The organism is Labilibaculum sp., from assembly GCF_963664555.1.
GTDB lineage: Bacteria > Bacteroidota > Bacteroidia > Bacteroidales > Marinifilaceae > Labilibaculum.
This window is the reverse complement of the sequence record NZ_OY761461.1, coordinates 4,270,198-4,291,843: the sequence shown is the minus strand read 5'-3', so window position 1 is coordinate 4,291,843 and position 21,646 is coordinate 4,270,198. Positions and strand designations below refer to the sequence as shown.

Annotated in this window: 10 protein-coding genes and 1 riboswitch; of the genes, 8 read left to right on the top strand and 2 right to left on the bottom strand. The window is 36.4% G+C overall.

Going from position 1 to position 21,646, the window contains the following annotated elements:
- The first annotated feature begins 19 nt into the window (after positions 1 to 19).
- The 5 genes from ACKU4N_RS16855 to ACKU4N_RS16835 all read left to right on the top strand — a co-directional run bounded on the left by ACKU4N_RS16855 (position 20) and on the right by ACKU4N_RS16835 (position 14,683).
- On the top strand, positions 20 to 1,273 hold the full coding sequence (locus ACKU4N_RS16855) for a hypothetical protein (protein ID WP_321318341.1): 1,254 nt from the start codon (positions 20 to 22) through the stop codon (positions 1,271 to 1,273).
- A 314-nt stretch (positions 1,274 to 1,587) separates the two neighbouring features.
- A complete protein-coding gene (locus ACKU4N_RS16850; RefSeq protein WP_321318340.1) occupies positions 1,588 to 11,091 on the top strand; it encodes a T9SS type B sorting domain-containing protein in 9,504 nt (3,167 codons plus the stop codon).
- A gap of 32 nt (positions 11,092 to 11,123) precedes the next feature.
- On the top strand, positions 11,124 to 12,179 hold the full coding sequence (locus tag ACKU4N_RS16845) for a PorP/SprF family type IX secretion system membrane protein (protein ID WP_321318339.1): 1,056 nt from the start codon (positions 11,124 to 11,126) through the stop codon (positions 12,177 to 12,179).
- Positions 12,180 to 12,267: 88 nt separating this feature from the next.
- The gene (locus ACKU4N_RS16840) at positions 12,268 to 13,626 is read left to right on the top strand and encodes a choice-of-anchor Q domain-containing protein (RefSeq protein ID WP_321318338.1); all 1,359 of its coding nucleotides are present in this window, start codon (positions 12,268 to 12,270) and stop codon (positions 13,624 to 13,626) included.
- A gap of 1 nt (position 13,627) precedes the next feature.
- Complete coding sequence (locus ACKU4N_RS16835) at positions 13,628 to 14,683, top strand: endonuclease/exonuclease/phosphatase family protein (RefSeq protein ID WP_321318337.1); 1,056 nt, start codon at positions 13,628 to 13,630, stop codon at positions 14,681 to 14,683.
- Between the two features lie 43 nt (positions 14,684 to 14,726).
- Here ACKU4N_RS16835 and ACKU4N_RS16830 read toward each other — a convergent pair whose 3' ends face one another.
- Together ACKU4N_RS16830 and ACKU4N_RS16825 are read right to left on the bottom strand one after the other, a co-directional pair.
- The gene (locus ACKU4N_RS16830) at positions 14,727 to 16,175 is read right to left on the bottom strand and encodes a monomeric [FeFe] hydrogenase (RefSeq protein WP_321318336.1); all 1,449 of its coding nucleotides are present in this window, start codon (positions 16,173 to 16,175) and stop codon (positions 14,727 to 14,729) included.
- Between the two features lie 126 nt (positions 16,176 to 16,301).
- Positions 16,302 to 17,735, bottom strand: a complete 1,434-nt coding sequence (locus tag ACKU4N_RS16825) for a CCA tRNA nucleotidyltransferase (protein WP_321318335.1) — start codon at positions 17,733 to 17,735, stop codon at positions 16,302 to 16,304.
- 208 nt (positions 17,736 to 17,943) lie between these two features.
- Here ACKU4N_RS16825 and trxA (ACKU4N_RS16820) point away from each other — a divergent pair, with 208 nt between their 5' ends.
- The 3 genes from trxA (ACKU4N_RS16820) to ACKU4N_RS16810 all read left to right on the top strand — a co-directional run bounded on the left by trxA (ACKU4N_RS16820) (position 17,944) and on the right by ACKU4N_RS16810 (position 21,608).
- The gene (trxA, locus tag ACKU4N_RS16820) at positions 17,944 to 18,303 is read left to right on the top strand and encodes a thioredoxin (RefSeq protein ID WP_124992300.1); all 360 of its coding nucleotides are present in this window, start codon (positions 17,944 to 17,946) and stop codon (positions 18,301 to 18,303) included.
- Positions 18,304 to 18,449: 146 nt separating this feature from the next.
- Positions 18,450 to 18,893, top strand: coding sequence for a thioredoxin (gene trxA, locus ACKU4N_RS16815; protein WP_321318334.1), 444 nt, complete (start codon positions 18,450 to 18,452; stop codon positions 18,891 to 18,893).
- Between the two features lie 89 nt (positions 18,894 to 18,982).
- Positions 18,983 to 19,079, top strand: a riboswitch (TPP riboswitch).
- Between the two features lie 63 nt (positions 19,080 to 19,142).
- On the top strand, positions 19,143 to 21,608 hold the full coding sequence (locus ACKU4N_RS16810; RefSeq protein WP_321318333.1) for a TonB-dependent receptor: 2,466 nt from the start codon (positions 19,143 to 19,145) through the stop codon (positions 21,606 to 21,608).
- Positions 21,609 to 21,646: the final 38 nt, after the last annotated feature.

Here is a 21,646-nt window from a genome sequence, read left to right as displayed (position 1 = left end):
TAAACTTAAATCAGGAAGTATGGATTGTTTAGTGAAAAATCGTTTATTCTTTTTTCTAATTGCTCAACTATTCCTTGGCTCATTCACTGTTGCAGGTCAAACATACCCATGTTATTTATACGGCAGTATTACCACTGTTGATGGTGATGTTTATAAGGGCGCCATTCGTTGGGATGATGAAGAAGTGTTTTTGACTGATGTGTTTAATGCAGAGAAAGAAGAAAATCCTTACCTAAAATACCTTCCGGAATCCAAGGGAAAAAATAATCAGGAGAGATACAATAGAAAGAGAACCTGGGATCGCTTCGAAGTCACAATTAATGATGAAAGGAGAGATTTTACCAGTATTTACGATCGAAAATTTGAATGCCGGTTTGGCGATATAAAATCAATCTCTGTAACAGGCAGTGAATCGGTAAGTTTAGAACTTAAAGATGGAAAGTATATTAATTTAAGTGGCGGTTCAAATGATGTAGGAACCAAAGTTTGGATTATTGATCAGGAATTAGGTTTGTTGAAAATTGATTGGGATCGCATTGATATTGTCAATTTTGAAACAACACCTGCTGATGGAGTGGAGACTTTTGGAGAGCCAATTTATGGAAAGATTACAACAACAAAAGGAGAGTTTACCGGTTTTATTCAATGGGACCATGATGAGCGTTTGGCAGGAGATAAATTGGATGGACGAGGTCGGGATGGAGATGTATCCATTTCTTTTGATAAAATTAAATTAATTGAAAAAACAGAAAATGGAAGCCTCATTACTTTAAATTCCGAACGACAGTTTGAATTGACCGGTGAGAATGATGTTAATAAATACAACAGAGGAATTATTGTTAGTATTCCACATGTTGGACGGGTCGATTTTCCCTGGAGTCACTTTCTTTCTTTAGAGATCCTTCCTTTTCCCAAAAATAAAGATTGTTTGTCTGAATTTAGGGTATCCGAAAGGTTGTTCGGTACATTGGTTACAAAGGATGGTAAATCGTATAAGGGAGTAATTGTTTACGATTTAGATGAGGCAATGGATTCGGAGATTTTAAATGGTTTAAATGATAAATTGGAATTTACAATTCCTTTCAGAAATATTGGAAGTATTAAACCAATGGCATACAACTATTGTCTTGTTGAACTAAAAAATGGGATGAAGCTGTATCTTGGCGACCAAACCGATGTTTCCAATAAAAATGCCGGCGTAATAATTTTTGTAAAAGAAGATGAATACAAAAACTTTAAATGGGAAGATATTGAGCGGATTGATTTTATTTGAAAATTATCATATTTAAATTGAATGTCCCATTTTTATTTTTTTAAGATGGGCTTTTTTTTTTGTAATCGACTGATATGTTTATGCTTGTTAGCGTTTAAATTTATTTAAATAAAACTCTCACACATATAATGTGTTAAAACGGAATTTTTGGCTAAAAGAAATATTCTGGGGTAATAAATAATATGTTGAAATTTTTCGCCAAATTTGAAACTTATTTATTTTTCTCTCGTCAAAGCAAAAGATTCTTTAATGCGAAGAATACATGTTTCTGCCTAATTTAATTAGGACGATGATTTATAGGAAAACCGGTTGTTATGAAAAGAAATGGAACAAGTCTACTACTAATACTATTTTTACAATTAATATATTTATCTGCAGAAGCAAGTGATTTCTACTGGATTGGTGGTTCGGGTAATTTCAATGATATTCAGCATTGGAGCGATCAGCCAGGCGGGAAAATAAACCCAGGAGCTCTTTTGCCTGATAAAGATGATAATGTGTATTTTGATGAATTTTCTTTTCCTGATCCGGGAGCAGAAGTGGTAATCACTAGTGTTGCACGTTGTTTGAATATGTATTGGGGCAATGTACAAAACATGCCTGCTCTTAAAACGGATAATAATATTGCACATTATTTGGTCATCTATGGAGGAGTGAAATTTACCACTCAGATGATTATTGACCTTGATCGTCCTTTGTATTTTAGAGCAAATACTCCTGGTAATATTATTGATTTTGGAGGAAATTCATTCAATGGGGATTTCTATTTTGACAACAACGGAGGCTGGAGAATTACCAGTGAAATGAACCTGCTTGATAATACGGTCTATTTTAATCAGGGTTCTTTAAGTATTGAAGCAGAATTAACCTGCGGAAGTTTTGTTTCCGAGAACCCGGTATCCAGAGAGCTCTATTTTAATTCTTCAATCATTAATCTTAATAAAAGCGGAGCATCTGTTTTGTCTGTTCAAACAGATAATCTGAGTCTGTATCCGGGCGACTCAAAAATAATTGTTAGTTCAGCAAATTCAACCATTGAAACAATTGGGACTAAACGTGTCGATTTTTTTGACATTTTATTCAAAGGAGATAATGGAGCAATAGAAAGTAATGTTATTCTTACTTCATTTAATAATGTAGATTTTGAGTTGAATGGAAGTTTAAAAGGAGAAAATGATTTTCAGAATTTAACTTTTACTGAAGGATACAATTATTTTATATCAAGTGGAACCCAAAACATAAAAACGAAGTTTGAAGCTCTGGGGGAATGTTATGCTTACATTTCAATTACAGGAGATGTTCTTGGTGGAAATATTTCGGCAGAATTGGTTAATTTGGATTATCTGAAAGTGCAAAATATTAATGCATTGGGTAATGCGGTTCCATTTCTGGCAAATAATTCATATAACTTAGGTGGAAATAATTCGGATTGGACTTTTGCGGCACCATCTTCTGCAGATTATATGTGGACTGGTGGGGCAGGCGATGGAATGTGGGGAACACCAGGGAACTGGGATTCGGGTTGTGTGCCATCCAGAAATAATAGTGTAATAATACCAGCCACCTTTGTAGTAAATATTGATATTCCAGCAGAATGTAAAAGCCTTACCATTGATGATAATGCGACTTTAGAAGGATCAAATAATTTAGCAATTTTTGGATCCCTGGCAGCAGGAAACTGTACCTGGGTTTTTGATGGAGAAACACAGTTTGATGGAGGTAACACAACAAACACAATAACAATAAATTCGGTTCTTACAGGATCTGTATCTTTTGTTGGTGATGGAGAATGGACTCTTAATACAGACATTACTGTTGCAAATAATCTGGAGCTGTTTAAAGGTAAATTGCATGTTAATGGAAATCGATTAACTGTAGGACAATTCGTTTCTACAAGTACTTATAACCGGGAATTGGATTTACTTAATTCAAATGTGGATATTACCGATGGGGTTTCACGTTCATGGAATATTTCGGGTAGCAATTTTACACTTATCAGTAACAACTCTGAAATTCGATTCCTATCGGACGGAGCAGAACTCTACAATAATTCTTCCGATTTTATTATTTATGGAAGAGTAGTTTTTAATTTTCCTGATGGTCAGACATTTTTAACGAATGAAGGATTTGAGCCGACTTTTGAGTCTCTTGAGTTTAAAGGGAATGCTAAATTATTTGGTAATCATCAGTTTGATCAACTAATTTTCACCAAGGGTAAATCTTATCTTTTTAATGTTGGCAGTAAACAGAAAATTACAAAAGCGGATGGTTTGATTGCTCACGGTACATGTTCCGAATACATTTCTTTTAAAGGAGAAAATGGTGTTGCTTATTTTGATTGTGACGTGTCGTCATCTGATCTTTATCGGTTAAGAATCGAGGATGTAAATGTTATTGGAGGAATTGGTTCGTTAACAGCAAATGAATCGATAGGTATTTCTGGATATGATGGATGGGTTTTTCCTGACGATTTAACCGGAGGTACTGTTTATTGGACGGGAAATGTTGATAATGACTGGTTTAAGGCTGGAAACTGGTTGGGAGGATGTTTACCAAACCGAAAAGATGTGGTTATTTTCGAAGATGCGAAAGTCTTAAACAGTTATGAAGTAAATATATCTAAAAAAGGGAGTTCAGCAGAGTGTTTGGATATGATCTGGACGAATGCCAATTTAATGAGTTTCACAGGAGATCAGCCAATATGTATTTTTGGAAGTCTGGATTTTTCGGGCATGGTAAATGCCAATTATTCATATTCAGGTGATTTTTATTTTAAATCAGAGAATCCTTCCAATATTAATGCGGGGACAGTAGATTTACTTAGCGATCTCGTTTTTGAAGGAACTAAACAAGAGGATGATTCCTGGCTTGCAGGCAGCTGGATTTTGAATAGCGGATTAAAGACATCAGGTACAATTCTTTTAAAGAATGGAGATCTGAACTCTAATAGTCAGGATATTGAGGCCAAAGGTTTTGTTTCTAATTTTGGTGTGGCCAATACAAGATCATTAAGTTTGGGCACTTCGAGTTTCAAATTGGAACAATTTGAAATTTCACCTGATGGATTTACTTTTGATGCCGGTACTTCGGAGATAATATTTACCACAGGAGGCGATTTAATTGTTTCAACAGGAGCTGTGCCGGTTGCATTCTATAATGTTACATTCGATGATGCTGATGGAAATGCCTACATCGATACTTATTCAGACGATATTTCTTTTAACAATATAGTGCTGAATGGAAATACTTATTTTAGAAAAAAGAATGTTTCTGAAATAAGTTTTGTTGCTGAAAGTATTCAATTGGCTGTTGGGAAAACTTATGTATTTGAAAGCAGTCAGACCTTTGTGTTCGGTAATGTAATTGCTAACGGAGCCTGCGAAGGAACTATTGATATAACAGGTTCGCGTGCCGATGCGGCAATCTTTAAAGCGAAGGCAGGCGTAACTAATATAACAGTAAATTCAGTTAATATTTTAAATGTCAATGCTGATCCCGTAGATACATTCGTTGCGAAAGCATCTATAAATTTGGGTGGAGCTGATGGTTGGAAATTTGAAGATGAACCTGCAGGAACTAACTTATATTGGGTTGACGGAACAGGAAATTGGGATGATCCAAATCATTGGTCGACGGTTTCCGGTATTAAATCGGGAGGTTGTGTGCCAACAGCAAAAGATAATGTGTTTTTTGATGACGGCTCATTTACCGATACAGAGCAAACAGTATATACAGGAGCCAGTGATATTCGTTGCCGAACAATGGATTGGACTGGATCTGAAGCTGCGAGACCGAATTTTGAAATGGGCGCAACTGATATTTCAGGTGTTTATATTTATGGTTCTCTTATTTTTAATTCGGCTGTAGATATTAATCTATCCGCAGTGGTTAATTTTTACTTTAGAGCAACCGAACTTCAGGAGATAAATACATTTGGATATGTGTTTCCAAATATTGTTGAGTTTGATGGTAATGGCGGAGAGTGGAAATTAAGGGACGATATGCTCATGGAAGGTGATTGTTTCATCCGTTACGGTAAATTAATAACCAATGGTTTCGATTTGGAATGCAAGAGTATCACATCTACAGATCCAACTGAGGGAGTTAATTCAAGGGGTTTAGATATTCAGAATTCCAGTGTAACCATTACCGGAAAGGAAGATGTATTGGGACGCTCGATTTATTTTAACCTTGCCGATGCATATTTGGATTTAGGATTTGAATTTTTATCTGCGAACAGTACAATTACATTTACAGATAATGCTGAAGTATTTATCGCAGGAGCCACAACACACAATATCTCATTTGAAAAATTAATATTTGAGAAGGATGGAGAATTGGATTCAGGCTTTTCTGGTATTACTCCTTATGTGAGTTATCTGCAGTTTAAAGAAAATGGTGCCGTAAATGGAAAAAATAAATTTGGAACAGTTGAATTGACTCGGGGCTTTGAATTCGAGTTTCAGAATGGCAAAACTTATGAAATGGATTACCTTCTTGCTGAAGGAAGTTGTTTTGCGCCAATCTCGCTGCATTCTACAAAAGATACTAAAGAAACTACAATCCTGGCGGCGAATAATGTTACAGGTAATTTTCTTGAACTGAAAGACATTAATGGCGATGGCTCAAAAGGAGCAGCTTATACTGCTGCAAATTCATTTGATTTAGGGAATGTTACAGGCTGGATAACTGATGGGGCAATTGCTCCGATTGCTCTGTACTGGGTTGGAAAGGGAACCGACGACAGCTGGAACAATCACGAGAACTGGAGTCGCACCCAGGATGGGAGCGAAGAAGGTTGTGTTCCTACCTTAAACGATGATGTTTTCTTTACTGCGAATTCATTTTTAGGAAGCAAATTTGTAGAGCTAAGCGCTGCCGGAAAATGCCACAGCATGACCTGGAACGATGATGTAGATCCTGGTGCAAGCTTTACTGTTGACGCGACTCTTCAAATTGGTGGATTCATGGATTTAACAGAGACGATGTCATTGAGTATGCGGGGTGTTTTTGACTTTGTTGGAGATGGATTGGCAGGTGATAAATTTGTTGATTTTGCCAATAAATCGATGAATGGTGATGTAATATTCAATGGTGATGCACAATCGTGGGTTTGGAATTCAAGTTTAATAACTTCCGGTGATTTGTATTTGGAGAGTGGTTCTGTTACTACAAATGGTAATGATTTTACTGTTGGGAGATTTAGTTCGTTGTCTTTGGGGAACCCTGATGCAATACGCAGGTTTGATATGAGCGGTTCCTTAGTGATTGTTACTTCCGATCAACCAACAGGCTGGAACCAGAAGATGAATACTACCGGAGGATTGAATTTTATTGCTAAGGATACTAAAATTACATTTGCCAATGGAGGTGGAATTTATTGTGAAACTGATACTGACGTAACCTTTGGTTTCGTTGATTTCATGAATAATGGAATTATAAAAATATTAGGTTTAGGAAAAGGATATTTTGGTTCTGTGACTTTCTTCGAACAGGGACAAGTTTATGGAAACAATACTTTTACCAATTTGGAATTCACGCTTGGATACGAAAACAATATCATTGAATCCGGAAAAACAATTACGGTAATCAATGATTTAAAAATGGAAGGCGTTCGTTGTTCTTACGCTTTCCTAAAAGCTAGTACTCCTGGAGTTAAGGCGTTTATATACAAACCATCAGGACTATTTGGTAAAATTTACAATGCTGCCTTAACGGATATTGCCGGCTCTTCAGGAACTGGTGGGGATCATCCTGTAAATTATCATTTTGATCAAGATAATACAACAGGTTTTGTATTGGTGCCGAGTACTCCCGGAGGAGACGAAGATCCTCCTTCTTTTGAAGGTAGTTTTGATCAGCCTCGTGAAGAGTGGTGTAGTGATATTGCCGTTTTGGATCATGTAAAAGGGTTTCCGATTAACAACAATACAACATTCCAGTGGTATTACAGTGCAGATGGTGTTGTTCCATATACTGAATTATTTGGAGAAACAGATGCTGTGATTGAAGTTGCTGTTTCAGGATTTTATAAAGTTGAAGTGATTTATGGTTATAATACTGTAGCGAAAGATGGCTCTTTGTGTAAAATTGAATCTGTAATTGAGGTTCAATTAGGAACCAAATCAAATGTTTCTTTGGAAATTACAGCCAACAATGTAAAGTGTTTTGGGCAGGGAAATGGACGAGTTGTTGCCAAGGTGGCAAATATTCAGTACCCGGAATATAAATTTTTCTGGAAAGATGAGGCAGGAAATGATTTTTCTGCTTCAGCATCAACCAATAAAACAACATGGGAAAGTACAGCTCTAAACTTAGCACCTGGGAAGTACAATATTACCGTTGCCGATGGCAAAAACTGTGAGTTTGATACCATCGTAAATATATTTGATGCTTACGAATTGTTAATCGATAGTATCAATAAAAAGGATCTGACTTGTTTTACCATTCCAGAAGGTGAGATTTTGGTTGCAGCATCCGGTGGTACCGGAAACCTATCTTACTTTCTTGATAATGCAGTTCAGGCAAGTGAAAATATTACAGGACTTTATTCCGGAAACTACCAAGTTCATGTTTCAGATGCAAACTTGTGTTTGACTCCTGATGAAGATGTCACTCTAAACTCAAATCCGGAGATTGTAATGGATCTGAATGGAACAGATTTACTTTGTTACAATGATAACAATGGACAATTTAATCCTATTGTTACAGGTGGTGTTACCGATTATACTTACGCTTGGACTGGTCCGGCCGGATACACGGCAACAACAGCTAATGTTTCAGGTTTAGCAGGAGGTACTTATGAATTGACTGTTACTGATGCAGTTAATTGTCCTTCGGTTTTAAGTCAGGAATTAATTGAGCCACAGGAATTAATTACGAACGAATTAACAATCGAGGCTGCAAATTGTAATGGAGAAAGCTCAGGTGAGATTTTTGTTGAAGCGGCTCAGGGGACTCCAAACTATCAATATTATTTAGATGGAGTTGAAAGTGCAACAGGTATTTTTTCTATGCTGGCACCAAAAGATTATGCTCTTCGAATTGTTGATGCAAATTCGTGTGTGTTTGAACAAAATGTTACAGTTGCTGAGCCTGGAAAAATAGGATTCTTAGTTGAAGATATTGTACTGCCAACATGTAACAATATCAACAATGGTATTATTAGAATCACACCTTATGGTGGTAATAGTGGTTACACATACAGTTGGTCAGGACCCAGCGATTACCGGTCATATTCTCAAAATATTGAAAATGTAGTTGCCGGTGATTATAGTTTACTGATTACGGATAAAAATAATTGCTCATCAGAAAATGGAGTTGATTTAAATTTAGGTTTAACAATTCAGTTGGGTTTAGTTGTAGAACAACACATTAAAGTTGCAGGAACCAAAAACGGCATTCTTTCAATTGAAACTTTGGAAGGTACAATTCCTTATTCTTTTACCGTAACAGGACCTGATGGATATTCATCCGTTAGTCCTGATAATTACGATGACAACAGTTTCTTGATTGAGAATTTAGCTGGTGGTGTTTACACGGTGATTGCAACAGATGCTTCCGGATGTTCAACAGTGCAAAAATCGATAATAATTGAAGAACCAGGAATGGTATTCACTTATATAGAGGAAAGAAAGGCTGTTGGTTGTGCTGGAAGTCCTGTGGGAGAATTAAAAGCACATGCCAAAGGTGGTGATGGAACATTTACTTATGCTTGGTTTGGTCCTGCCGGTTACAGTGGAGCAGGAGAAACAATTTCAGGATTAGCAGCAGGTATTTATACAGTTACAGCAACATCGGCCGGGCAATCGGCAACCAACACTTATGAATTATTAGCTCCGGATCCATTGTTAGCCAGTGTGGCAAATGTTAAAAATGTAAGTTGTAACAATGCCGCTGATGGTGAGATTGAATTGGATGTGAATTTTGGATCAGCAAATTACACAATAGCATGGACTAATGGAGCTGGATTTTTATCGTCAGCAAAACATATTTTAGATCTGGAGCCTGGCACATATGATTATGCCATAACTTCAGAATATGGATGTCCTCCTGTTTTAGGAAGTCAGGCAATCACAGAACCAGCTTCTCTTGCATTGACTGTTACTCCGATTAATATTTCTGCAGCAGGTCTGCGTGATGGAGAGATTTCGGCAACAGTTACCGGAGGAACCCCTCCTTATATTTTCCTGATATCAGGACCAAATGGATATTCTTATGCTGAATCAGCAAATGTTAGTAGGAATATTTCGGTGAGTGGTTTGGAAATGGGCGTTTATGATGTTGTTGTATTAGATGCAAATGAGTGTAGAATCGAAGATTCAAAAAAGGTTCACGAACCTGATAAATTACTGCTGTTTGTAACTTCAACTACTGATGTTACTTGTCCTGGAGGAACAGATGGAGCAGTTGCCGTGGATGTTTTAGGTGAAAGCGATCCTGCAAATTTAACTTATTCATGGACAGGAGATAACTATTTTAGAAGTACAGACAAAGATGTTACCGGTTTAAAAGCTGGTAAATATACTGTTACAGTATATGATTCGGTTGGCGATCCCGGCTATGAAAGTCAGAGTTTGCAGGTTGTGGTTAATGAACCAGACAAGCTTGTTGCTGAATTCTGGAAGAAAGATATTTCTTGTTTTGAAAGGACTGATGGATATATTAATATACATCCGAAAGGTGGAACTCCGGGCTACACATACTTGTGGGGAGGATCGGGAATTAGTCCAACAAACGAGGATCAACAGGGACTTTCAGAAGGAACATATACAGTTCAGATTACAGATGGGAATGGTTGTAAATCTGAAATAACTCCTATTGAGATTGTAGAACCAAAGCAGGTTTTTGTTACAGTTTCAGATTTCTACGAACCAACATGCTATGGTTTGGAAGATGGCTGGATTAAATTGGATATTTCAGAAGGAACCGGACCATATTTGGTTAATTGGGATAATTATGGTAGTATCACTAAGGATATTTTTGATGTTGAATCCGGAGATTATTCGTATGTAGTTGTTGATAATAATGGATGTGAAATTTCGGGATCTAAATTATTGAACCAGCCGGATACATTGATTGCGGAAATTAATAACTATCAGGATGTTCTGTGTTATGGAAAAAGTTCTGGAAGTGCAACAGTTGATATAACAGGGGGAACGCCAAACTATACAATTGAATGGTCGGATGGTCAGGAAACAGATGTTGCTTCAGATTTAGTTATTGGTACATATGATGTTAAGGTTGTTGATGATCATGGTTGTTCAGATGTTGCCAGTGTGGAGCTCGTTCAGCCAGAGGCTTTGAAATTGAAAGCCGAAGCCAGTCGCCCAACAACAGTGGATGCCAATGATGGTTCCATTCGAATTGATGTTACGGGAGGGGTTCTTGATTATACTATTAATTGGTCTGATCTGGATTTAAATCCATACTATGGAATTAGTATTGAGGATTTGGGAAGAGGAACTTATACTGTAAGTGTAATTGATAAAAATAATTGCCAGTTAGATTCAACAATCGTACTGGAATATCTATATGAAAACAGAATAACAATACCAAAAGCATTTACGCCGAATAATGACAGCTATAATGATTATTGGGATATTGATAGAATCGAGTTTGTACAAAACCTTAAGATTGTAATTTACGATCGATGGGGTAAAGCAGTTTATAAGTTTAGTGGAACTGGTAATCAGTATCGCGGTACCCCTTGGACAGGTGCCGATGGAAATACTAATCTACCAATAGGTTCTTACTATTATGCTGTGGAACTTGATGATGAAAAGCCAATACTGGGAACTGTAACAATTCTCCGTTAAACGATAATATTAAACCTGACCCTTAGATTCTAATGAGAATAACAATAATTCTAGGAGTGTTGCTTTTTGCATTCACTCAAGGAAAAGCTCAACAATTGCCACTTTATAGCCAGTACGTGGAGAATGGATTTTTACTCAATCCTGCCATGGCAGGAAGCCGGATGTATTCGCCTCTGCGCTTAAGTTTACGTCAGCAATGGTCGGGAGTAGAAGGGGCTCCTGAAACGCAGGCCTTGAGTTTTAATAAAAACATGAGTAATAAATGTACTACTTGTAACGTAAAAGGAAATCCGTTATCACGACGAAATAAACAAATGGGAGTTGGTTTAGGTGCTTATTTTTTTAACGATAAAGCCGGGGAAGTAGCAAGAACAGGAATTGAGTTTTCGTATGCTTATCACCTGCAATTATCAAAAAGTAAATTGGGACAAACAGGAACAAAACTTTCTTTTGGACTGGGAGGCGTTTTTTATCAGTTTAAGTTTGATAAAAGATACATTCCGGTTAATGACCCCAAAGCGGGTCCGGATGAGGTGTCGTATGTGCCGGATGCAAATTTCGGGGTCTACTTATATAACGATGATTATTTTGTAGGAGCATCAGCAGCACATTTATTTGAAGCTTCCGTTAAAATGGGCGATAACAATATCGATGATAATATCATGATGCGTCATTTTTATGCAACAGCAGGTTACACGTTTCATTTAAAAGACCTTGTTGATCTGGAACCTTCGGTGATTGTTCGTAAAACCATGAATTCGGATGTTTATTACGATCTGTCAGCCAAGTTATATATTCATCATTTCTGGATGGCGGCATCGTACAGAACGAACGATCAGATTGTGGGAATGGTGGGTGTAAATTACAACCAATATTACATAGGATATTCCTACGATCATTACACAAACAATTTAATTGCTGATAGCAGTGACGGAACTCATGAGATCACATTGGGAATCAATTTCGATATTCCAAATAAAATGAAGAGGGAGAGTAGATTGAGAGAAAGAAGAGCTGCCGATCGTAATTTCAGTAAAACAAAAACTTCCCGATACAAGAGAAATAGTAAAAGTTACATCTTCTTTTAAGATGTTTCGAATGAACTTGAATCCGGTATTTTTACATAAAATACCGGATTTTTTATATCTTCAGGTTTAAATTTAAATTAAGTACATCATGCCTTTATCTCGTTGTCTGTTTTTTATTGTCATCTCATTTCTCATTATTTCTTGCGACCAAGATGAGAATTTTACGACCGATCCAAATTTTAGATTGACATTTTCAGCGGATACAATTGCATTTGATACATTATTCACTGGCTTTGGTTCAACAACCAGGCAGTTAAAGGTGAAGAATACTTCATCCAACGCAATTAATATCTCGCACTTATACCTTCAAAATTTAGAATCACCATATCGACTAAATGTGAATGGAATTCAGTCGAACAATTTGATGGATATTAAACTTGATGCCAAAGACAGCCTTTTTATTTTTGTTGAGGTAGGTCTTGAAGCAAAAGATGAGGATGCTCCCCGGTTATTAGAAGACCAATTGAAGTTTGAACTGAACGGGCAGGTGCAGGAAGTGATTTTAGAGACTTTTGCGCAGGATGTTTATATAGTTGATGGTGACATTACTGAAAATACGATTTGGACGGCAGATCGTCCTTATTTTGTTACGAAACCTGTTTGGATTGATGAAGGTATTGACCTGATTGTTTATGAGGGAACAAAGGTTTATTTCAAGAAGAATACGGCACTTCATGTTAAGGGTAATTTTGAGGTAAAAGGAAGTTTTCAAAAACCTGTTTATTTTGGAAGTTCACGATTGGAAGAATTGTACAAAAATGTTCCCGGTCAATGGAATGGAATCTACTTTTACGATGAAAGTACGACTCACTTTCTCAGTCATTTTCTTCTCGAAAACGGCATTAATGGATTAAGCTTTCCTAAAACCATATTGGATAACAATCCAATATTGATTGAGTATGGAATTATTCGGAATTTTACGGGGAATGGATTACTGGCATCAAATTCTATTATTGTTGCTCATGATATGCTGGTCAGTAATTGTGGTGAGGAGTGTGTTCGATTAAAAGAGTATGGTTCTTGTTTGATATCTCATTCAACTTTTTATAATTCGTGGTTTTTTTCTGCTCGTTCAAAGGCAGTTCTCTCATATAATGGTCTTGGCGAAGAGGGCTTGACAATCAGAAATAGTATCCTGTATGGAAATAGATTTGATGAGTTGGAATTTGATCAAACAGAAAATGTTTTGGTTCAGAATTCTCTTTTAAAATTGAGCAATTCAGCCCATATTGATTATGCCTCAATATTCACTGAATGTTTGTTTAATGAAGATCCTGGTTTTCTTGATTTGGAAGAGCTTAACTTTAGCTTGAGTGAGAAATCGTCAGCCATAAATAAGGGAAGTATTGAATTCATATCGACCTATCTTTTTGATTTGGCAGGCAATCGCAGAGATAATGATGCAGCCCCGGATATGGGATGTTATGAATTTTCAGAAATTAAATAATATGAAGTTTTCTCTAATCCTAATTATTTGCCTGTTTTTGTGTGCGAGAATTAGTTTGGCACAATCTGTCATCGATGGATCGGAGGAAGGAATACGAGGTGATTTTAGGTTGATGTTTTACAATGTGGAGAATCTTTTTGATTGTTTTGATGACAGCCTCACGCTGGATAATGAATTTCTTCCAAGGGGAGATCGAAATTGGACATGGGAAAAATATCAGAAAAAATCACAAAAAGTGGCTAAGGTAATTTTAGCGGCAGGTGGCTGGGAGTTTCCCGATTTAATTGGGCTCTGCGAGGTTGAGAACCGATTTGTTTTAGATGGTTTGTTTAAAATTGGATATCTGAACAAAGCAGGATATCAAATTATTCATCGCGAATCGCCGGACAGGAGAGGGATAGATGTGGCATTAATTTATCAGCCTGAAACGTTTCATCCCATCGATACGACATTTCTTAAATTGATTTACGAGGGAGATTCAATCTCAACTACCCGGGAGATTCTCTATGTAAGGGGGAAAACAAATACAGATGATACTTTGCATATCTTTGTAAATCACTGGCCTTCGCGTTGGGGAGGCCAGCTGGAGTCTGAGAATAGAAGAGTATCAGCATCACATTTGTTGAAAGAAAAAGTATCTGAAATTGTTAATCATAACAGCAATGCCCTGATTATAATAATGGGCGATTTTAATGATTATCCGGATAACAGATCTTTACAAACTGAGCTGAATGCTTTATCCCCGGAGAAAGAGTTTTGCGATAATAAATTATACAATTTGGCTTATCCTTATTTGAATAAAACAGGAATTGGGAGTCATAAATATCAAGGAAAATGGGGAATGCTCGATCAATTTATTGTATCAGGAGCTTTGCTTAATAAGTCTGGTTTTTTGTATTGCGATCCAGATAATATGAGTCTTTTTAAACCCGAATTCTTATTGGAAACAGACAATACTTATTTTGGAGAAAAACCTTTTCGAAGTTTTATTGGATATAAATTTAATGATGGTTTTAGTGACCATCTTCCTATTATTCTTGATTTGTGGAGGAAATAAAAATGGCTGTCAATTGATGTTGGCAGCCATTTTAATAATTTATTTATTCTGCAGAAATAATTTCAGCAAGGTTCTTTTCATATAATTTACTGCCTGTTTTCGGATCGAAATTTGAACTTGGACCGGAAATACAACCACCTTCACAAGCCATTACCTCAACAAAATTACCGCTTGTTTTGCCTGTTTTAGCAAATGCCTTCAGCATATTAATCTTCTTTTTGTCAAGACCATTTACAATTACAGGTTTAATGTTAACGTAAGGCTTAAGTTCAAGTACCGATTGCGCCACACCACCACTTGCGGCGTAAGCTCTTCCGTGATTTAAAATACTTTTGTCGAGATTTATTGCATTCTCAATTTCCATCTCAACCTTCCAACCTTTAAAAAGAGCTGATAATTCTTCAAATGTCATTACGTAATCTACGTTCGGATCATTCATCCCTTCGCGGCGTTTGGCAATACATGGACCAATAAATGCAATTTTTGCCTTTGGATATTTCGCTCGGGCGATCTCTGCGGCATAATACATAGGACTCTTGGTATGCGAAATGTATTTTTTCATTTCAGGAATGTGCTTGTCAACAGCAGAAACATAAGCCGGACAGCAGGAAGTTGTCATAAAAGGGGCTTTAGCGGCCAGACGTTCCAGTAATTCGTCAGCCTCATTTTCGGTAGTTACATTTGCACCTTTAGCTACTTCTATAACATCAGTAAAACCCAATTTCTTGATAGCTCCCAATACATTTTCTATTTTAGAGTGGAATTGTCCAAGAACAGCAGGAGCAACAATGGCAATGGTTTCTTCCTCTTCCTTTTTTATAGATTTCATCACATCTATTATCTGAGAATTCTCCATGATTGAACCAAAAGGACAAGCCGTAATACATTTGCCGCAATCAATGCATTTATCTTCATCAATCCGTTCAATACCATACTCATCTTTTGTAATAGCGCCAACAGGACAAGCATTTTCGCAGGGAACAGGCATGTATATAATGGAATGATAAGGACAAACACTCATGCAAATACCACAATTAATACAGGTTTTTGGGTTAATCTGAGCCTGACCGTTTGCATTCCAGCTGATGGATTCCTTAGGACAGTTCATCATACACGGATGTGCAACACAACCTTTGCAAAGATTGGTTACGATGTAGCTATTCTTTACACAAGAGGTACATGCCTCATCAACAACTGTCAATATTTTGTTGATTGGGTTTTTTCTTTCAAGTGCTTCTTCAGCATACGAAGCCAGAGTTTTAAGTTCGTCTGTGTATTCATCCAAATCGAAACCTAAAAGTGGAATCAATTTTTCTTTAATGATTACACGTTCCTTAAAAATACAGCAACGATCAGATTTAGGGCTTCTGCGTGGGGCCATTTCAAGAGGAATTCTATCAAGTCCTTCCATTAATTTCCCTTCATTAAAAAGATCTGCCATTCTTGCCAGAAGATCTCTTCTGATTATCATTGTATTGTCAACGTACGCCATTCCTGAATACTTTAATTAGTGGGTTGTTTTTTAATTTTTTTTCAGGCTGCAAAAATAGATATTATTGTTTGATTTTGTAATGCTGTTCAGCACACAAAGATCATAAGTCAAAAAAAAACCTTTGGACTAATCCAAAGGCTCTTTGTTATTGGGTTTTTTTATGGGTTCAAGTCCCAGTTCCTTTCCTTTCTTCAGCATAAACTGATAGGCGGCATCATGTTCATTGGGAATTACTCCATCAAGAATGGCCTCTTTTATAGCCATTTTAATATCGCCAATTATTTTGCATGGCGATAAATTAAAAATATCAATAATTTCCTGTCCATCAATTGGAGGCTGAAAATTACGCACAGAATCCTTTTCCTCCACTTCTTTTAGTTTCCTTCGTACCAATTGAAAATTATCGAGAAACTTTTTCACTTTTTCTTCATTTTTAGAAGTGATATCGGCTTCGCATAACTTCATTAGTTCATCTACATCATCGCCGGCATCAAATAGCAATCTGCGAATTGCAGAATCGGTTACCACCTCTTGTGCCAATACAATGGGACGCATATGAAGAAGAACCATTTTCTGAACAAATTTCATTTTTTCGTTCAATGGTAATTTCATATTCTTAAAAATACGAGGCACCATTTTTTCACCAATAAAATTATGCGCATGAAAGGTCCAGCCGATTCCATCAACAAATCTTTTGGTATTGGGTTTGGCTATATCGTGCAATAAGGCCGACCAGCGCAGCCAAAGATTATTAGAATGGGGTGTTAATTGATCCAATACCTCAAGAGTATGGTAGAAATTATCTTTATGACTGATTCCATTTCTTGTTTCCCTTCCTTTTAGTCTAACGAATTCAGGGAATATTAATTTTAACAAGCCCGTTTCATCCAGCAGCTTAAATCCGATAGAAGGTTTATCTGAAAGAATTATCTTATTTAATTCCTCTATAATTCTTTCTTTTGTGATGATATTAATTCGATCCTTATTGGTACGAATAGCTTCAAGAGTTTCCTTCGATATTGTGAAATTAAGTTGGGTCGCAAAACGTATTGCCCTCATCATTCGCAAAGGATCATCAGAGAATGTTATTATTGGTTCCATTGGTGTTTTAATGATTTTATTATTTAAATCATTAATTCCATTAAATGGATCGAGCAACTCTCCAAAATTATCCTGATGCAGGCTAAGAGCTAAAGCATTAATGGTGAAGTCCCGTCTTTTTTGATCATCTTCGAGTGTGCCGTCTTCAACAATAGGGTTTCTGGAATCCCGATTGTAAGATTCTTTTCTGGCACCAACAAATTCAATTTCCAGATCTTTGTACTTTAGCATTGCCGTTCCATAGTTCTTAAAAACAGAAACTTTTGATACGCCGGCTTCTTTTGCTACTTTTTGGGCAAGTTCAATACCGCTTCCAATAACTACAATATCAATATCTTTTGATTCCCGGTGTAAAAATAAATCTCTTACAAAACCTCCAATTACATAACTCTCGAGATTTTCACGGGTTACAATTTTGGAAATAATTGAAAATATAGGGTGTTTTAAATGTTCTTTCACTTTATTTTTTTTCAAACAGTTTACTCTAAATCATGTGCTTCAGGAACCTAAAATCATAAATCCCTGATTCATTGCGCTGACAAAATTACAATTATTTAGATGGAATCTATAAAAACAAGCATTTTTTGAATCTGGCACACAAATTGTAAGATGTAAATATGTATATTTATGCATGTAAAATGATTGTGTTATTTTAATATTGAAGGTTATGGTAGAACATTTGACAGTAGAAACATTTAAAACGAAAGTATTCAATTTCGAACAAAATAAAGATTGGAAATTTGAAGGCAACCGGCCTTGTTTGGTTGATTTTTATGCGGATTGGTGTGGTCCATGTAAAGCTGTTGCTCCTATTTTAGAGGAATTACAGGAAGAGTATGGTGATAATCTGGATATTTACAAGATTGACACTGAAAAAGAACGTGAGTTGGCATCAATGTTTGGAATTCAGAGCATTCCGTCTTTGTTGTTCATTCCTACAGATGGACAGCCACAGATGTCACAGGGTGCTATGTCAAAAGAATCCTTTAAGCAGGCATTTTCCGAAGTTCTTGGTGTAGGTAAATAATATTTGAGACTAAAAGTTTTGTTAAAGCTCCTGAATAATAATGATGGTTCTGAAAAAAGTATCATTTTTGTAAGAGAGTAATAATAAAAAAGAAGTTGAACGAGAGGGTGTTCTTTTGTTGGGTTACCTCTGTAAAAAAAATAAAAATGAAAAAGATATTTTTTGCCTTGTTTGTAACAATGATAAACTTAAGTGCATTTTCCCAAGTTGCCAATGAAGTCATTCACTTGGATGATAATAGTTTTAAAGAAAAGGTATTTGATTTTGCAAATAGTAAAGAATGGGCTTTTAAAGGGGACAAACCTGTAATTGTTGATTTTTATGCAACATGGTGTGGTCCGTGTAAACGTGTTGCTCCTGTACTTGAGGAGCTTCAAAAGGAATATGGCAAAGACATTCAGATTTACAAAGTTGACACCGATAAATCGCCAATGGTTTCCGGGGCATTTGGAATTAAAAGCATACCCAGTTTTTTGTTTATTCCTGTTAAAGGAAAGCCAACAATGGCACAGGGAGCTTTACCAAAAGAAACATTCGTAAAAGCTATAAAGGATGTTTTGGGTGTTAATGCACCTGAATCAATTAAATAGGGTTTAAAAAAAGAAAGTTTAGGTTTTAGAAAGAGCCGGCATTTAGCCGGCTCTTTTGTTTTTGAACTATTTCCGATTACCTTTGTCGCAAAATCACAGTGGGGTGCCTTAAATAACAGGCTGAGATCATACCCTTTAAACCTGATCCGGATAATGCCGGCGTAGGGAAAATTGCGAATTAACTTTTCGCCAACCTGATCTTATTACAACCTCATTGCAATATATTATTAACGTTTTAACTTATAAACAATGTTTACAAGCAAGATGAACTGTGTTTTACGCAGAGCAACAGTGTTAATTTTATTGCAATTTGTATGTTTTATCGGATTCTCTCAACTTACCTTAACCGGTAAAGTTACCGATAAAGCAGGCAAAGCACTCCCGGGTGCCACAATCGCAGTAAATGGAACTTATTTAGGAACCGTTGCCAGTTCGAATGGTACATACAGGTTTCAGAATTTAAAAGAAGGAAACTATAGTTTTGTGGTTTCATTTTTGGGTTATGAAAGTGCTCAAAAAGAAGTGAAGCTGGCTAAGTCAGAAGAAATTGACTTTAATTTGGAAGCATCTGCCATTATGGCCGATGAGGTTCTTGTTGCTGCTACCCGTGCAGATCGTAAAACACCAGTAGCTCTCACTAATGTGAAAAAGGACGAAATTGTTGCTCGAAATTTAGGGCAGGATATTCCCATGATTTTATCGTCTACACCTTCGTTTGTAACGACATCGGATGCCGGATCGGGAGTTGGTTATACTGGATTTAGAGTAAGAGGAACTGATGCGAATCGAATTAATGTAACCATTGATGGTATTCCTTTGAACGATTCTGAATCTCATGGTGTTTATTGGGTAAATATGCCTGATTTTGCATCTTCGGTAGAAGATATTCAAATTCAGCGTGGAGTGGGTACATCTACGAATGGAGCAGCTGCTTTTGGTGCAACAGTAAATCTTCAAACTTCGAAAGTTGCTTCGGAAGCATATGCTGAAATTGCAAGTTCTGCCGGATCATTTAATACGTTTAAAAATACGGTTAAAGTTGGAACAGGACTAGGAAAGAATGGATTTTCTTTCGATGCACGTTTATCTAAAATTACTTCTGATGGTTACATCGATAGAGCGAAAACTGATTTGCAATCTGTTTTTCTTTCAGGAGGATACTATGGTGAAAAAACAAGTGTTAAAGCCAATTTTTTTGCAGGAAAAGAGCAAACTTATCAAGCATGGAATGGTGTTCCTAGTGTGAGATTAAACAATGATGAGGCTGGAATGCAGGAATATGCAGATAACTGGTTACTAAGTCAGGAGGCTGTTGATTTTATGAAAGCTTCAGATAGCAGAACTTACAATTTGTATACCTACAAGAATGAAACCGATAATTATTGGCAGAAACATTCGCAATTATTCTTAACTCATTTGTTATCAGAAAACACAAAACTGAATATTGGCTTGCATTATACGCATGGTGAAGGATACTATGAGCAGTTTAAACCAAACGATAAATTGAGTAAATATGGATTAGATCCAATTGTAATTGGAAGTGAAAGTATCACCAAAACAGATGTGATCAGAAGAAAATGGTTGAATAATGATTTTTATGGAACTGTTTTTTCTTTGAGTCATTCTTTCTCTACTGTTGATTTGGTTTGGGGTGGTGCTTTGAATAAATATGAGGGTGATCATTATGGTAAAATTCGTTGGATGAAAAATGCCGGTGATACTTTCCTTGATCATGAGTATTATTCAAGTACAGGAACCAAAACAGATTACAATACATATTTAAAAGCCAACATTGCAATCTCCGAACAGTTTAGCATTTATGCAGATATGCAGGTACGTGGTATTAATTATGAAATTGAAGGAATTGATGATGATTTTCGCGATCTGACTCAGAAGCATGATTTTGTGTTTTTTAATCCAAAATTGGGTTTAAATCTACAATTGAATAATTCTAACAGATTTTTTGCTTCTCTTGCAGTTGCAAACAGAGAGCCTAACAGAAGTAATTATACCGATGCTGAGCTAGGAAAGACACCAACAAGTGAACGTTTATTCGATTACGAATTTGGTTATAAATTTACTCGTTCAAATGTATTCTTTGAGGCAAACCTTTACTACATGGACTATAAGGATCAGTTGGTACTTACCGGACAAATTAATGATGTTGGAAGTGCCATTATGGTAAATGTTGCGGATAGTTACAGAATGGGAGCTGAGTTTAGTGGGGGAGTGAAGATTTCTAAAGAATTTGACTGGAGTGGAAATATCACTTTAAGCAGAAATAAGATTAAGAATTTCACAGAATATGTTGATGATTGGGATAACGGAGGTCAAATTGCAACAAGTTTAGGTACTACAAAGCTTGCTTTTTCTCCTGAAGTAACTGCTAATTCGATGTTTACATACCAAAAATCAGGATTTACCGCTCAGTTATCTTCTCAGTTTGTTGATGAGCAGTTTATCGATAATACATCAAGTAGTGATCGTAAATTGGATTCTTATTTTGTGTCAAATCTGAATTTATCATACGATATAAAAAGTAATATATTCAAAAGTATGAGAATACATCTTCAGGTAAATAATTTGTTCGATGAGGAATATGAGTCGAATGCTTGGGTTTATAGTTACAATACAGGAGGTACACGTTATAAAATGGATGGGTATTTTCCACAAGCAGGAATTAACTTTCTTGCTGGCGTAACAGTAAGATTTTAAATAAATTTGCAGGGACACAGTAGGTTGTGTCCCTGCAA

Bases quoted from the DNA above. Each gene is read 5' to 3' on its own strand.
- ACKU4N_RS16830 (WP_321318336.1), bottom strand. From the start codon at position 16,175: ATGGCGTACGTTGACAATACAATGATAATCAGAAGAGATCTTCTGGCA.
- ACKU4N_RS16835 (WP_321318337.1), top strand. From the start codon at position 13,628: ATGAAGTTTTCTCTAATCCTAATTATTTGCCTGTTTTTGTGTGCGAGA.
- ACKU4N_RS16850 (WP_321318340.1), top strand. From the start codon at position 1,588: ATGAAAAGAAATGGAACAAGTCTACTACTAATACTATTTTTACAATTA.
- ACKU4N_RS16840 (WP_321318338.1), top strand. From the start codon at position 12,268: ATGCCTTTATCTCGTTGTCTGTTTTTTATTGTCATCTCATTTCTCATT.
- ACKU4N_RS16845 (WP_321318339.1), top strand. From the start codon at position 11,124: ATGAGAATAACAATAATTCTAGGAGTGTTGCTTTTTGCATTCACTCAA.
- ACKU4N_RS16855 (WP_321318341.1), top strand. From the start codon at position 20: ATGGATTGTTTAGTGAAAAATCGTTTATTCTTTTTTCTAATTGCTCAA.
- trxA (WP_321318334.1), top strand. From the start codon at position 18,450: ATGAAAAAGATATTTTTTGCCTTGTTTGTAACAATGATAAACTTAAGT.
- trxA (WP_124992300.1), top strand. From the start codon at position 17,944: ATGGTAGAACATTTGACAGTAGAAACATTTAAAACGAAAGTATTCAAT.
- ACKU4N_RS16810 (WP_321318333.1), top strand. From the start codon at position 19,143: ATGTTTACAAGCAAGATGAACTGTGTTTTACGCAGAGCAACAGTGTTA.